Genomic DNA, 14,962 nt, shown 5'->3' with positions numbered 1-14,962 from the left:
GCCTATGTATACAAGGAACCTTACACAGCAGCTGGAAATCGATTATGTGATCACCGACAAATGGCCCTTGCCCCTGCATAAACATACCCACTATGAACTGCTCTTTATTATGCGGGGAAAAGGGCAGCACATGATCAACGGCCATGGTTATAACTATGAAAAGGGAGATCTGTTCATCCTTGCTCCGCAGGATAGCCACTTCTTTATTTTTCAGGAGAAAACAGCAGTCTGCCTGGTAAAGTTCCATGAAGACTTCTTCCAGGATTACCTGCAGGATGCCAGGTTTAAAGAGCTTTTTAACCGCCTTTCTTCACCATACCGTAAACTGTCTGCTACAAGCAATAATAAACAGCATATTGTACCGCTGATGGAACTGATCATTACTGAGCACCGTAAGGATACGCCTTATCAGCAGATCATCATTAAAAATGCATTATCGCTGATCATGGCCCTGACAGTAAGAAATGCAGGCGAGCACACGCCTACTGCTAAAGATGACAAGATCCAGTCAGTCCTTAACTATATCCACCAGCATATTGCAGATAAACATTTGCTGGCCGTACAAAAGATGGCGGATACTTTTCATATCAGCAAAAGTTACTTTAACCAGTACTTCAAAAATGCCACTGGCTCCACTTATAAAAAGTATGTACAGGAATATGCATTGAAACTGATTGCTCAACAACTGGTAGAAAGAAATAAGACGGTATCCCAGCTGGCAGAAGAATTCGGGTATAGCGACGAAAGTCACCTGAACAGGTCATTTAAAGCGTATTTTAAGCAGACGCCTTCTGCGTTTAAGAAGCAGCAACAAGCGCTTTAAGTCATCCTCTGTTTGTACAGGATAATCATTGTTTCGTTCAACTTTCCATCCCTGGCATTATCTCAACTTTGTACAGGATAATTTAAAAACGAGGCATATGCACATCGACCATACTACCCTGCGAACAGATCATCTGGAGGAAACAAGAGATTTTTTTATCCGCGTTTTTGACATGGTGGAAGGACCAAGACCAGCCTCTATTGCCAGGGCCATGCCGGGGTATTGGTTATATTGGAAAGATACGCCGCTGGTGCATCTTATACCCAGCTCATTTTATCATGACAGAAGTGGAAATAGCGCTGCGGAAGCAATTGATCATACTGCTTTTTACATGGAAGACTATGAGGGATTTAAACAAAGACTGATCGATCTGAAAATAAAATTTTCACCCATGGATCTGCCGGATATAGGCGAGCGGCGGATCTTCCTGCGTACGCCGGCAGGGATATTGCTGGAGACGGTGTTTAGGGTGGATAAGTAGTGTATGTTCCCTAAATTTGTACCAAACGCTCCAAAGAGATCTACGCCATGAGAAAAAACATACTGGACCTTTCCGGCAACAAAGGCCTCCCTTTACCGCTGGACGCGGCCATTTCCTTTACTCCCTTCATTAACTACCTCCGTAAACGGGTAGCTGGAGAGAAAACGGCCAAGGCTGGTATATACAGGAATGCACTCACATTGTTTGATAAGCACAATGTACAGGACCCTGACCTTACGCTTGAGAACATTCATGAATATGAAGAGTTGTTGGAACAGATGTACGTCTGTTTATCCCCTCCCTTGGCAGATGAATATGAAATAGCCTGGGGACTTGGTATCCCATTCCAGCCAATTATCTGTTATGGCACTAGCTTGCTGTATGATTTAATGCAGAATACTGTAGCAGATCAGGATAAGTATGTGGTGACTAAAACACCTGAACAATACCATCAAAGCCGGCTGCAGATCGTATATTCTTTCATCCTGCAGCGCCTGTATAACTTCCGCATTCCTGTACCGGCAGAACAATACCATGCAGGTGTCAATACAGAAACAGGGCTGCTGCAATACTTTGCGGTGCATATCAATACCGATTTCCTGGAAGTAGTACCCGTAGGCGCATTGCCAACGCCCGACTTCACAGAACTGTCCGTGCGTATGGCGGAAGAGGAAGGATATGAGGTCTTTGAAAAGCTGCTGCCTTTGTCGATGTTTAAGTTCAGAGGGATAACGATGGTAACTATATCAGATGTTACTGCTGCGAAGGCCGTTGAAAATATAGAGAGCGTGCGACTGGCAAGAACACCGGATAACGATGAGACCAGCTATCAGCACGTTATCCAGTCGCTCAAAACGATAGTAGGAAATAAAAAGATAGAATTTGACCTGTTCCCACTGGTAACAGTGAATAATGAACCGGTATATGGATACAAGAAAGGGGGCACAGGCATCCTGTTTGAAGTATGGGGAGAACGGCTGTCGCCGGAAGTTTTCCGTAAGCAGGCCAAAGGCTACTTCTCCAATCCGAACTCCTTTTTCTCTAAAGATCTTTTTGCTGCGAAGGAGATGGAGGTCAGTTTCCTGGATCATTTCCGGAAACTAAAGGTCAGATCCCTTGCGCTGATGCCGGTATTTTATAACCGCCAGGCAGTAGGAGTGCTGGCAATGCATACCTGGGGCGATGATACATTTGATGAAGGAGCTGTTTCATTACTGGAACCGGCATTAGCGGCCATAGGAAGCCTGATGCAGGTCTATATTGATGAATTTAACCTGGAGATAGAAAGTATCATCAAGGAGAAATTTACCTCCATACAGCCCTCTGTACAGTGGAAATTTAATGAGGTGGCCTGGCACTACCTGTATAACAGGAAGAGAGGCCTGCCGGAAAAAGCAGAAACCATCCATTTCAATGAGGTATATCCGTTATATGGCGCCATCGATATCAGGAATTCCACTGTGGAAAGGAATAAGGCCATCATTTCCGACCTGGATAACCATCTGAACCTGCTGATGAACACCTTAACAGCTTTGCAGGTGGAACATCATTCTGTGTTGCAGGAAGAGATGATCTATAAATGTAGTAAGTGGAAAGAGGTATTGAAACAGGAACAGCTGAATGGCAGTGATGAGAATAAACTGGTAACCTTCTTCCGGGAAGAGACAACGCCTTATCTGACGCACCTGTCAAAACATAATGGCGATAATGCCTTGCTGGCGGATTATATGACAGCGCTGGAAAAGTTCAATAGTAACGTGTATGGCAACAAACATGCACTGGAGCTGTCTATGCAGATGATCAATAATGTGGTCAATAACTACTTTGAATCAGAGAAAGACCAGCTACAGAATTCATATCCCTGTTATTTTGAAAAGTTCAGAACAGACGGAGTGGAATATGACATCTACATAGGGCAATCCTTTTCTCCCAATCATCCATTCAATCACTTCCACCTGAAAAATCTGCGCTTATGGCAGCTGTCTTCTATGGCGGCAGTAGCACAGCTGACGGCGTCGTTACTACCGGATATGCCGATCGCGCTGCATACCACGCAGCTGATCTTCGTGCACAATCATACCATTGATATCAGTTTCAGGGCCGATGAAAGAAAGTTTGATGTGGAGGGCGCCTATAACATCCGATACCAGATGATCAAAAAGCGGATCGATAAGGTACATATCCATAATTCTGAAGAGCGGTTAACGCAGCCAGGAAAGATCGTACTGATTTATTTTGATAAGAAGGACATTGAAGACTATCTCCCTTTTATTCACTATCTGCAGGAGAAAGGGACCTTGAACAATGACCTGGAAGAGCTGGAACTGGAAAACCTCCAGGGACTGACCGGGTTAAGGGCGCTAAGGGTAGGGGTTGCCCCCATAAATTTTCAGGAGATACCAAAAAGGGGACGCGCCAATTAGCGACATATCGACAACAATTGGCCCTGAATTTTCATCATAAATATTTGACCAGCATTCATATAAATGGGAATCCCGCAGCATTCAGGCCGCGGGATTCTTTTATAGAGAGTAGGTTGGTAATTATTTGCGGTAGTGCGCACGTAACATCCAGGCCATCTTCTCATGCGTTTCCATCAATCCTGTGATGTAATCACTGGTACCTGCATCTTTATAAGTATTGGCAAATGCATCAATGTTACCTCTCAGGAACTCGATAATGCTTTCGTGATCTCCCAGTAATTCTTTAATGAAGCCCATACTGTCATTTGGCTGTTCGCTGTATTCTGTCAGGTGAGTCAGTTCCAGGAAGCTTTTCAGGGTAGCCGGAGCATAGTGACCGAGCGTACGGATCCTTTCTGCTACGCTGTCCATGATCTCATCCAGTTCATTGTACTGTGCTTCGAAGAACAGATGCATGGAGTGAAAATCGGGCCCTTCTACATTCCAGTGTGCGTTACGGGTCTTAGTATAAAGTAGGAACTCGTCAGCCAGTAATTTGGCCAGCTGGTTAGTAACCTGCTGTCTGTTTGCTTCGGTAATACCAATATTCGTATTCATATGTCGCTTGTTTAATATTGCGAAGGTAGAACATTCTTGCCTCTCTAAATTCCTCTGGCTATAATTAACACATCATTTACAGTAATGTTTACAACAGCAAAGGTTTCTCCATACCATCATAAGGAAATGGTGTGATAGTACAACCATATAACAGTATAGCGGCATAACAGTATAACGGCATAGCAGTATAACGGTATAACAGTATAGCGGCATAGCAGTATAACGGCACGACAGTACAATCGAATAACGGTATTATAGTCCAGACAATAATAAAGGAACCGCATAACCATTAATAGCGACAGCGAAAGTAGCAAGCGGTTTCAGATGGGAATGGCGGGCCTTCGGCTCTCCGGTGACACGACCGGTGCTGCCCAATAGATATCCCAGGCCCTATTCGCTTGACAACGCCAAATGGCGTTCCAGAGAGGCGCCGACCGCCATCCCATACTGAAACCGGAGCTACTTAGCGTTAACCCCGAAGCTACTTAGCGTTAACCCCAGAGCGTTAAATAATAACGAATACGCGAATCACCGAAGCATCTTTTTAATAATCTCAAGCCCTTCTACCACCCTGTTCATATCCCGCTCAGCACCCATCGCTATTCTGATATACTCGTCTGTACTAACACCCGGCGCGGCAAAGATAGTACCCGGCATTACCTCGACCCCTGCCTGCAACAGAGAAGCATATAACACCGCCGCTGTAATACCCGCAGGTAGTTTCAGCCAGCAATGGAAGCCATTATCATGTCCATATACTTCAAACCCGGAGAGCACGGCTCTTGTCTCGGTCTGTCTGTATTTCCCTTCCTCACGTTTCCTGAGGACCAGGTTCTCCAACTCCCCGCTGGTAATAGCCGTCGACACGAATCTGGTAAAGAAAGTGGATGGATTGCTGGACGTTAATTTCAGCATCATGATAATCTGCTCCCTGTATTGCTCAGGAGCAGCAATGAATGCCACCTTAACATCAGGAGCGAATGGTTTGGACAGGCTGTAAATATACCAGCCCAGGTCTGGCGCCAGTTGTGCGAAGTTAGCAGGAGGATTATCATCCAGGAAACCATAGGCATCATCATCGATAATAATCTGTCCGTTCTTGCGGGCAATATCGATCAGTTCAAGGCGGCGTTCCAATGGCATAACGACACCGGTAGGGTTATTGACAGTAGGCATGATGTAGATGCCCCTGATATGGTGTTGTGCGCTGGCGGCTTCCAATGCCGAAGGCAACATGCCCTTGTCATCTGTTTTGCAGCCGATCAGCTGTATATTCAGCAATCGCGCAATGGTCAGAAAATTGGAATAGGTAAACTCATCAACCGCAATAGCCGTACCCTGCAAAGAGGCAGCAAGCAATGCCACGATAATAGCCTGGTGACCGGAGATGGCCATGAATACACGATCTTCACTGATAACAGGTCCGCCGTGCGATATCCATCCGGCTGCTATTTGTCGGTCTTCCAGGTTACCAGCAGCAGGTTTAACGGTAAACCACTCCTTGTAAGTTGTGCAATGGCTCTCTATAATAGATTTGAATACGGCCTGTTGGTCGGCCAGTACCGGGTAATTTGAACTTAGCGATATCATGGAGGCGAGGATTTGGATCGCCAAAAGTACAACTATTTCTCTTCAGAGATCTTACCCGCCTGTGATGCCAGTAATGTAATGCCTGAACTCAGCAATGCAATCAAGGCAAAAGACCAGCGCAGACTGGTAGCTTCAGAGATGAAACCGATCATCGGAGGTCCCAGTAAAAAACCCAGAAATCCGACGGTAGAAACCGCAGCAATCGCTACACCGGGAGCCAGTGTTTTAGACTTACCTGACAATGCCAGCACCAGTGGTACTACGGATGATACACCGATACCCACCAGCAGGAATCCAATAGTAGCAGTGACGAGATAGGGAAAACAGATCGCCAGCAATAAACCGGAGCTGGCCATCAAACCACTGGCCTGTAATACTTTTTTGGTGCCCAGTTGTGTCACAAAGCGGTCGGCAATGAATCTGCCACCGGCCATGGTGCTCATAAAGGCGATATACCCCGCTGTAGTAAGATGTTCCGGCACTTCAACGATCTTCTGAAAATAGATACCGCTCCAGTCAAACATGGTGCCTTCTGTCACCAGGCTGCAAAAAGCGATCAACCCCAGTTTCAGGATGCTGCTATCCGGTTTGGCAAAGATGGGTTGTGAACTGTCTGAAACTTCATCCGCCGGCAAAAGGTATCGATAAAAGATCAATACCAATGCCCAGCAAATGATGCAGATGAAGACGAAATGTTGTAACACCGGCAACTCCATGTTAATAGCGATAGTGCCGAGCCCTACCCCGGCAAAACCTGCTAAACTCCACAGACCGTGGAAGGACGCCATAATGGACCTGCCATACAACGCCTCTATTCCAACGGCCTGTGTGTTCATGGATATTTCAAAAACATTGTTCATAAAGCCAAAACAGAACAGCAGGATCACTAACTGCCATATAGCTGAAGCCAGTCCGATCGCAGAAAGCATAAGAGGGAATAACAATCCGGCACTGATCAGCATTTTCCTGCTGCCCAGGCGGGTCACCAGCCAGCCCGATACTGGCAAACTCACCATCAGGCCGATAGGCAGGGCAAACAACACACCGCCCAATGCGGCATTGTTCAGCCGGAAAATAGCCTTGATATCATGTATCCGGCAGGCCCAGCTGGAATAGGTCAGTCCGGCGATGAAAAAGAAAACGCTTGCTGCAATACGGTGCGACCGCTTCAGGTTAAGATGGACAGTCAGATCTTTCATAAATCATTACGAGGTTAAGGTCATAAGGCCTATATGCTGCTCCAGTTCATCATAATCCGAAATCTTGACGATGTCGTTGATATGAGCCAGCTTCTTGTTATCAATACCGATAAACTTTATGCCAAGTTGCTGCGTGGCCTGGTAATCCCAGTTGCCATCACCGACATAAATAATATCGGAAAGCTCGGGCGATTCATTATGCCGCTTGTTCATCTTTTCGATAGTATGACTGATGATGTCACGTCTTGCAAAAGCATCCTGTGCAAAAGATGCCGCGCTGCACTCTTCAATATTGATGCCCGCACACTGCAATTTAAATAAAGCAGATTGTTTCCATCCACCGGTGGCCAGACCTATCCTCAGGTCTTCATTACGCGCCAGTGTGTCGATGATCTTCCCTGCTTTGGGAATCTCCTGGAAGTGACCGGCCTGTTTCTCATAAGCGGCTTCCAGTAATGTGCAGAAGCAATCAATGAAGTTTTCGATCTCTGTAACTGTGCACGGACGGTTCCTGCGTTCAATTGATAACTGGTTCAGGATGCCGGAATCGGTCGTATTCTCGTAATGCCCGTAGTTGGTATTAAAATCAGAGAAATTAAAAGTAGCAGCAATGGCCTGTGTAAAACAGAGGTCATCTATCTCTGTCGTGTTGGTCAGTGTGCCATCTATATCAAAAATAATGTACTTCATAAAAATAGTTTTAAAACTTGATGACAGATTTCAGGCTGGAGATGTCATTGTTACGCTGACGTTTGGCAACGTTACATCCCAGGTCTGATACAGCATCTTTGAATTCATCGATGCCGTATGCCTTTGTGATGATCTTCTCCAGTCCCAGCACCTGGTTGTTGATAAGGTCTACAGCATGTTTAAAGGTGTCTTGTGAATCAATGGAGCCGATGATGGAAATACTGCGGTCGGTGATCTCACGCGGATTGATAGTCTGCTGATTATTACGCAATCCTATCAATGCAATCTTTCCGCCATCGGCTACTGCATCGATTGATTTTTCCAGCATGCTGCCTGTCGTATCCACGATCAGGTCATACTGGTGTTTACGAGGTGCAAAATGACCGGACAGGTACCAGCCGGAGGTGAGAATATCATTACTCGTGATAAGCTCAGTTCTGTTGGCAGAAGTCTCATAGATAGTACCTGCCTGTATACCGTATTGTTTTAAAGCCAGGTAGAACAGCAGTCCGATAGGACCACCACCCAGGATGGCTACATTGTAGAAAGGAGTGACTGCCAGTTTTTTTACAGCTGTCAATACACAGCTGAGTGGTTCAGACATAGCACCCTGTTCGAATGGCACATCATCCGCCAGGGGATAAATAAACCGTTTCGTCGTCTTGAAGTATTTGGTGAACGTGCCGTCAATAGAAACACCTGCTTCGGTGCTCGATTTCAGGAAACAGTGATTGCGTAATCCTTTCCTGCAGTTCTCGCAATAACCACAGTAATAGGTAGGGTCGATGATAACACGGTCGCCTACATTGAAGTTCTCAACGCCCCGGCCTTTTTCAACGATCACACCGGCAGATTCGTGACCGATGATCACTTTCTCTTTTGCATTATATTCTCCGGAGATGATGCTGAGATCTGTACCACAGATGCCGGTGGCGCGGATCTCCACGATGACTTCATCAGGCAATGTGATAGCGGGTTCTTCCCGCTCTTCAAGTTGAATATTCCAGGGACCGTGATAAACGATAGCTTGCATGGGTAACAATTTTTAAAGCTGACTGAATAATTTGTCCAGCCTGTCGCAGATCTCCTGTACATCGTCGACAGTAGCTGTGAGCGCAGGTCTTACTTTTACAACATTGCCAAAGCCATACCTGGAACTTCTGAGAATGAGTCTCTGTTCTTCCAGTGCTTTGTCAATGATCCTATTGGTCAGAGGCACATCCGGGGCGCCGTCTTTGTCAACGATCTCCAGGCCCCACATATATCCCATACCTCTTACGTCGCCGATGAAGTGGCCATACTTCTCTTTCAATCCGTTCAGCAGTTGGCCGAGTACTACGCCGTTATCGCGCACGTGCTGGAGGAATCCTTCACGGGATACAATCTCCATCGTTTTTTGCGCAGCGGCCAGAGACAGCAGGTTACCACCGGAAGTATAGGAGTGCTCAAATTTCTCCAGCACCGCAAATTCAGGTCTGTAGAGGATAGCAGCCGTAGGTATGCCTATGCCGCCTAATCCTTTTGCAAGCGTGATGATATCAGGTTGCATATCAAAATGCTCACTGGCAAACATATAACCTGTTCTGCCGATGCCGGTTTGTACTTCGTCAGAGATGAGAACGATGTCCAGTTCATCACAGATCTTTTTGATCCTTTCAAAATATCCCGGCGGCGGTACAATGTTCCCGCCATTGCCCAGGATAGGTTCCATGATGATGCAGGATACGTTGCCGGAGCCGCCGTATTCTACATAGTCATAGATAGCTTCTGTACATAAGTAACCGCAATTGGGATACTTGGCAGCATAAGGGCACCGGTAACAGTAAGGTGCAGGTACAATAGCGTGTTTGTTAGAGATGGTGTTGGAGAATGACTTTCTTCTGAAAGCATTCCCTGAAATACTGGTAGTGAAAAGCGTTTGTCCGTGATGGGAAAGGGACAGGCTGAGTACTTCATTTTTACCATTGAACTTGTTGGCTATTTTAACAGCACCTTCATTGGCCGTGGAACCAATGATATCACGCATCCAGCCATCAGTGATACCTTCGGGAGCATGTTCCAGAATGCTGTTCAGCACATTGGAAGCAAGTTCGCCGGTAAATGAGGAGGAAACATGTATCAGGTCTTCTACCTGTTGCTGCAGGATCTCTACCACTTCAGGATGACTGTATCCGAGAGAGAGGTTAAAGGTACCTGAAACGGCATCGATGTACTCTTCGTCATGCGAAGTATAAAGGCGTATGCCACTGCCTTTAGTAAACTGAATGTTAACAGACATGGGGGTTGGGTTTTACATAAGAAAAACAAAATGGTGGAATGGCGTAAGATAACGGGTCACATGGTGAACTGAGTTACATAACGAACAAATGTTTCTTGAACTTCCTGCAGGGAATCCGGGTTATACAATTTTTTTTAGACGTCGTGGAAATGAAAATGTGTCTGGCTTCATTATCAAAATTCACGATGCCAAAGTAGAATGTATTTGTGAGAATTTATTTTTTTTGTTTAAACTGAAACCTTTATTTTTTATTAAATAGGATTGTAAATTGTAGCTATTGGTGAGGAAAGAGTGTCTGCTATAATGCTTTGCTGTAAAAGGTTTCATGGCTTCGCTGCATTGGTGTTGCATGCGATGGACCTGTTGCATTGCTGCATTTATTATATGGTATAACAGCGTTATAAAACGGCAACTGAAATGATGTTGCGGCCATGTGTTGATGACTGCGAAAAACACGAATGGCTATCCCGGTTTTATGCGGAACAGCCATTCCTGTATTATTTTCATTTCTCTGTTTATCAGAACAACGCTTAGCGTCGTTATTCTATTACTGTAACCTTCCCTTTGTAAACACCTGTAATACGTCGCTCACCAAATTCAAGTACATACGTGAAGGTTTGATAGTCAGGGCCCTGTACAAAAGTGAGACTGCCTCCTGTTGGTTTACTGAGGATCTCACCTGTTCCTGTTACTTCCAGTCCCTCTTTATAGGTGACATTCTGATAGAGTAATGCCACATCAAAATTTTTGTCCCTGTCAAATGCCGCTGAATCAGAAGGCATGTAAGTGTAAGTAACTTTATCAGACAATGTTTCCAGCAGGAATTGAACAGTATGCACTTTGCCGGAATAGGATGCGGATTGTTTCATGTCAGTAAAGGCAATTTCAACACCGCCCGTCCAGTTTTTCCTAATAGCATACTCCGTTCGGACCAGGGAACCATTCAATACAAAACCATTACGGGGATTTACACCGTCATTGCCTCCGTATACGCATCCTGAAAAGTATAAAAATAGTATAGCAGCCACGAGGCTGAGAGTTGACGTCTTCATTAGTTGTAGGTTTCTTGTAGTCTATACTGATTATAACACAAATATATAAATAGTTTCTGATGAGCGGAATAAAAAAAAGACTGCCCATGAACAGGCAGCCTTCCTTAAGTATGAGAATCTTATTAGTTACAGTGGCCGAATGTTCACGGTATCCTTGAACTGGCCTTTGACAGTAAGATCGTTTTTGAATTTCAGCTCATATACAATGTCATAAACCTTCTCAGTCTTCTTAACAGTGATAGAACCACTGATCAGCGAACTGGTATTCAGGCGGTTGTCTTCAGCCTCTTTAGTGAAATCGCCATTGGCAAATGGCTGTTTGTAGTAGCCGTAGATATAGGAGAAATTTTTGGCTTTGTCGAAGCCCGCAGCACCAGATGACTTATAAGTATAAGTCGTGTTTAATACAATCTCGGTAGTGTCGAAAGAAATACCGAAGACAGTGACATTGCCGGTATAATTGCTATCCTTACCAAATAACGCTTTATCCGTAAAATTTATTTGCCTTCCAGCTAAATCCTCATGGACGATGTTACAATAAGGAGTCGCCAGAAATTCCCCATTGTAAGTGAGTCCATTTACAGGAGATTGGTCAGGAGTTTTCTCGTCGTCTTTGCTACATGCAGCAAAGAATACAGTTGCGGCCAGCAGGCTGAGTGCTAATTTTTTCATGGTTTGTGAATAGTTTTATGGGTATAGGTTAAACATCGTCACTATGACGAATAGCATTGGCTTCCTTTTCTTATCAGTTGAACAATACAGTAAAACGGTGATCCTCTGTATGGGCGGAATACAATCACGACAATCTTACTGGGGTTGCGGGCGCAAATATAGTAAGATTATTTATAATACAAATGGGCGGAGTAAAAAGTATGTCCTGGCGGCTGGCAACGATCGCCAGAACGGGAAAATGCATGGTTTATCAGGATTGGCCATTAAGGGCCGCTTGTAATTCTGCCTCGTTTGTCAGATCGAGCCGTAAGGGCGTAATAGACACATAGTCATTCTCCACAGCCCATCTGTCAGTACCTTCCTCTGCGGGTTCCAGCGGAGTAACAGTGAACCAGTAGTGCTTGCGGTTCATGGGGTCGGTACCCGGTACGATCTTTCCGTCGTAGAGACGTACCGATTGCCGGGTCCAACGGATACCTTTGGGTTGCGGTGGAAAATTGACGTTAAACAGGCTCAATCCGGGCTTTTCCAGCAACAGTTGAAGCACCATTTCCACATAATTCTCAAAAGCCGGAAAATTGGGTTCTGACTTACCCACAGGCGTACTTAATGCAATGCCTTTAATGCCAAGTAGTACAGCCTGCTTTGCGGCAGCCAATGTACCAGAATGCCACATACCGTTACCGAGATTAGGCCCCATATTGATGCCCGAAAGCACAACGTCCGTCTTTGTGTACAAGTGAGTGCCCAATGCCACACAGTCGGCCGGAGTACCATTCACCCTATACGCCTCAATACCTTCAAAGTTAATAGGAGAGGCCTTGAAGGAAAGTGGGCGGGAATGTGTGACCGCATGTCCCATAGAAGACTGTTCCACATCAGGCGCTACTATCCTTACCTCTCCAAACTTCCTTGCCACCTTTGCAAGGAAAGCTATGCCGGGACTGTAAATGCCGTCGTCGTTGGTAATTAGTATTCTCATACCTATGCGGCCTCCAAATTCATGCCATCAGGGCATGGTATCCTTTTTGCAAATAATATGTTATGAAAGCGCATTTACTGCACAACCCCAAAGCGGGCGACAAAGACCATTCTGAAAATGAGCTGAAAAAACAGATCACTGCTCATGGCTTTCGGTGTATATATTCGAATGTAAAAAAGGACTGGATCAAAGAACTTACGCCCGATACGGATTTTGTGATCATTGCAGGAGGAGATGGTACGGTCAGAAAGGTCATCCTCGAATTTCTCAATGGTAAAGCGGCTGATAAAAGATATCCCATTGCATTATTGCCGATGGGCACTGCCAACAATATCAGCAGATCGCTTAACCTGAGAGATGATGCAGAGCATATCATTGAATCCTGGCATCAGCAGCATATGCAGAAATTCGATGTAGGCAGGATCGCTGGTTTTCACGAGGAAATGTTCTTCCTTGAAGGCTTCGGATTTGGTGTGTTTCCAGTGCTGATGGCGGCCATGAAACAACTGGAGGAACCGGAAGAACCGGAAGAGAAGATGAAAATGGCCCTGGAAACCTTGCATGATGTTATCGACGATTATACCGCCCGGGAATGCCGGCTCGAAATTGATGGTGTGGACCATTCCGGCAAATACCTGATGGTAGAGGTCATGAATATTCGTTCTATCGGACCCGGATTAACCCTCAATGCAGATGCAGCGGTAGGAGATGGCGAAATGGAAGTGATATTACTGGGAGAAGATAAAAGAAAAGGTTTTGCGGCCTATATCAGGGACAGGATCACTTCCGCTGCAGATAAAGATTATGATCTTCCTGTTATCAAAGGGAAAAGTATAAAGATAAGCTGGGAAGACGAACATGCCCATATTGACGATGAACTGATAAAAGCAGGGAAGGGCAAAAGCTACATTGTCAGTATTTTGAAGCGGGAGCTGGACTTTTTAGTCCCTGCCTGAGCATACATTGTTTGCTTCCTGCCCGTATAAGTGGTAATTTGCAGCTTTTTATGTGATATTAGCTTTATATGAATCTGTTAGAAGTATCGGGCGTGCGTAAGCAGGAAGGAGATCAGGAGGTGCTGAAAGGTGTCAGCTTCACACAAAAGGAATTCCAGAAAATAGCCATAGTGGGAGAGTCAGGGTCTGGTAAAAGTACCTTACTGAAAATAATAGGCGGACTCACACAAGGGGATGGTGGAGAAGTGCTGTTTGAGAACGTGCGTGTGAAAGGTCCGCTGGAAAGGTTATTACCAGGACAGCCAGGTATCGCTTATCTTTCCCAGCACTATGAGTTGCGCAACCATTACAGGATGGAAGAGATCCTGTCTTACGCCAATACGTTATCCGACGAAGAAGCGGAAACACTCTATGAAGTATGTCACATCAGTCACCTGATGAAAAGAAAGAATGATCAGCTGTCAGGAGGTGAGAAACAGCGTGTGGCGCTGGCCCGTTTGCTCACTACTGCTCCCCGTCTGCTCATCCTCGATGAACCTTACTCCAACCTTGATCCAATCCATAAGAACACCTTAAAAAAGGTGATCCATGAAATAGGCAAACGTCTCGATATCACCTGCCTGATGGTATCACACGATCCCGTGGATACCTTGTCCTGGGCGGATGAGATCATCATCATGAAAGATGGACAGATCATCCAGCAGGGGCCACCTCAGCAGGTGTACAGCCAGCCGGTAAACGAATATGCTGCCGCCCTGTTCGGTGCTTACAACCTGATTCCTCCGGCAGCTGCAAAAGACTTCAAAAGCCTTCCTGGTATCAATGTCAATGGTAAAAGCCTCTACATCCGTCCCGAACGTTTTGAGATCACAGATAAGACAGCACACGCACTGAAGGGAAAAATAACCGAAGTACACTTCATGGGAAGCATCTATGAAATAGCTGTACAACTACCATCCAGTGTAGTCACTGTCAAAACAGGCAACAGCCACCACCGCATCGGAGAAGAGATCTATCTGTCTTTATCCCCCGATGATGTATGGTATGCCTAACAACAAACCATAATGAGGGTGTCTCAAAAATAAAGAGGCACCCTCTTTATTTTTATATACGGCAGTATAGAGTGCTATATATTGATTGTTATTTATCTGGGACAAATCTAGCTGGAATGCGGTATAGTGTATTATATAGATATTGGGCAGATATTTGAGTGTTATTT

At 45.3% G+C, this 14,962-nt stretch carries 14 protein-coding genes; 5 read left to right on the top strand and 9 right to left on the bottom strand.

What is annotated here, in order from left to right; all coding sequences use genetic code 11:
* Nucleotides 1-4: 4 nt before the first annotated feature.
* The 3 genes from CLV42_RS31880 (at nucleotide 5) to CLV42_RS31870 (ending at nucleotide 3,727) form a co-directional block, all read left to right on the top strand.
* Nucleotides 5-823 carry an AraC family transcriptional regulator gene (locus CLV42_RS31880; protein ID WP_106606000.1) on the top strand — a complete coding sequence of 273 codons (819 nt, stop codon included), beginning with the start codon at nucleotides 5-7 and terminating at the stop codon, nucleotides 821-823.
* Nucleotides 824-920: 97 nt separating this feature from the next.
* Nucleotides 921-1,304, top strand: a complete 384-nt coding sequence (locus CLV42_RS31875) for a VOC family protein (protein WP_106605999.1) — start codon at nucleotides 921-923, stop codon at nucleotides 1,302-1,304.
* A 47-nt stretch (nucleotides 1,305-1,351) separates the two neighbouring features.
* Complete coding sequence (locus CLV42_RS31870) at nucleotides 1,352-3,727, top strand: GAF domain-containing protein (protein WP_106605998.1); 2,376 nt, start codon at nucleotides 1,352-1,354, stop codon at nucleotides 3,725-3,727.
* A 120-nt stretch (nucleotides 3,728-3,847) separates the two neighbouring features.
* Here the strand turns inward: CLV42_RS31870 and CLV42_RS31865 are convergent, their stop codons facing one another.
* The 9 genes from CLV42_RS31865 to surE all read right to left on the bottom strand — a co-directional run bounded on the left by CLV42_RS31865 (nucleotide 3,848) and on the right by surE (nucleotide 12,787).
* Entirely contained in the window at nucleotides 3,848-4,324 is a 477-nt protein-coding gene (locus CLV42_RS31865; protein WP_106605997.1) for a Dps family protein, read from the bottom strand.
* A gap of 528 nt (nucleotides 4,325-4,852) precedes the next feature.
* Nucleotides 4,853-5,914: an aminotransferase-like domain-containing protein gene (locus tag CLV42_RS31860; RefSeq protein ID WP_106605996.1), complete on the bottom strand. Its 1,062-nt coding sequence runs from the start codon at nucleotides 5,912-5,914 to the stop codon at nucleotides 4,853-4,855.
* Between the two features lie 32 nt (nucleotides 5,915-5,946).
* Nucleotides 5,947-7,113 (bottom strand): MFS transporter, encoded by a 1,167-nt coding sequence (locus CLV42_RS31855; protein WP_106605995.1) that lies wholly within the window; start codon nucleotides 7,111-7,113, stop codon nucleotides 5,947-5,949.
* Between the two features lie 6 nt (nucleotides 7,114-7,119).
* Nucleotides 7,120-7,803 carry an HAD family hydrolase gene (locus CLV42_RS31850; protein ID WP_106605994.1) on the bottom strand — a complete coding sequence of 228 codons (684 nt, stop codon included), beginning with the start codon at nucleotides 7,801-7,803 and terminating at the stop codon, nucleotides 7,120-7,122.
* 10 nt (nucleotides 7,804-7,813) lie between these two features.
* Nucleotides 7,814-8,836, bottom strand: coding sequence for a zinc-dependent alcohol dehydrogenase (locus CLV42_RS31845; protein ID WP_106605993.1), 1,023 nt, complete (start codon nucleotides 8,834-8,836; stop codon nucleotides 7,814-7,816).
* 12 nt (nucleotides 8,837-8,848) lie between these two features.
* Complete coding sequence (locus CLV42_RS31840) at nucleotides 8,849-10,081, bottom strand: aspartate aminotransferase family protein (protein WP_106605992.1); 1,233 nt, start codon at nucleotides 10,079-10,081, stop codon at nucleotides 8,849-8,851.
* A 539-nt stretch (nucleotides 10,082-10,620) separates the two neighbouring features.
* Nucleotides 10,621-11,133: a hypothetical protein gene (locus tag CLV42_RS31835; RefSeq protein ID WP_106605991.1), complete on the bottom strand. Its 513-nt coding sequence runs from the start codon at nucleotides 11,131-11,133 to the stop codon at nucleotides 10,621-10,623.
* 126 nt (nucleotides 11,134-11,259) lie between these two features.
* Nucleotides 11,260-11,805: a hypothetical protein gene (locus CLV42_RS31830; RefSeq protein ID WP_106605990.1), complete on the bottom strand. Its 546-nt coding sequence runs from the start codon at nucleotides 11,803-11,805 to the stop codon at nucleotides 11,260-11,262.
* Between the two features lie 250 nt (nucleotides 11,806-12,055).
* On the bottom strand, nucleotides 12,056-12,787 hold the full coding sequence (gene surE, locus CLV42_RS31825; RefSeq protein ID WP_106605989.1) for a 5'/3'-nucleotidase SurE: 732 nt from the start codon (nucleotides 12,785-12,787) through the stop codon (nucleotides 12,056-12,058).
* A 62-nt stretch (nucleotides 12,788-12,849) separates the two neighbouring features.
* Here surE and CLV42_RS31820 point away from each other — a divergent pair, with 62 nt between their 5' ends.
* Both CLV42_RS31820 and CLV42_RS31815 read left to right on the top strand, forming a co-directional pair.
* A complete protein-coding gene (locus CLV42_RS31820) occupies nucleotides 12,850-13,743 on the top strand; it encodes a diacylglycerol/lipid kinase family protein (RefSeq protein WP_106605988.1) in 894 nt (297 codons plus the stop codon).
* 68 nt (nucleotides 13,744-13,811) lie between these two features.
* Nucleotides 13,812-14,795, top strand: coding sequence for an ABC transporter ATP-binding protein (locus CLV42_RS31815; RefSeq protein ID WP_106605987.1), 984 nt, complete (start codon nucleotides 13,812-13,814; stop codon nucleotides 14,793-14,795).
* Nucleotides 14,796-14,962 lie beyond the last annotated feature (167 nt).

The organism is Chitinophaga ginsengisoli (assembly GCF_003014595.1).
GTDB classification, from domain to species: domain Bacteria; phylum Bacteroidota; class Bacteroidia; order Chitinophagales; family Chitinophagaceae; genus Chitinophaga; species Chitinophaga ginsengisoli.
This window is presented reverse-complemented; position numbering and strand designations above follow the sequence as displayed.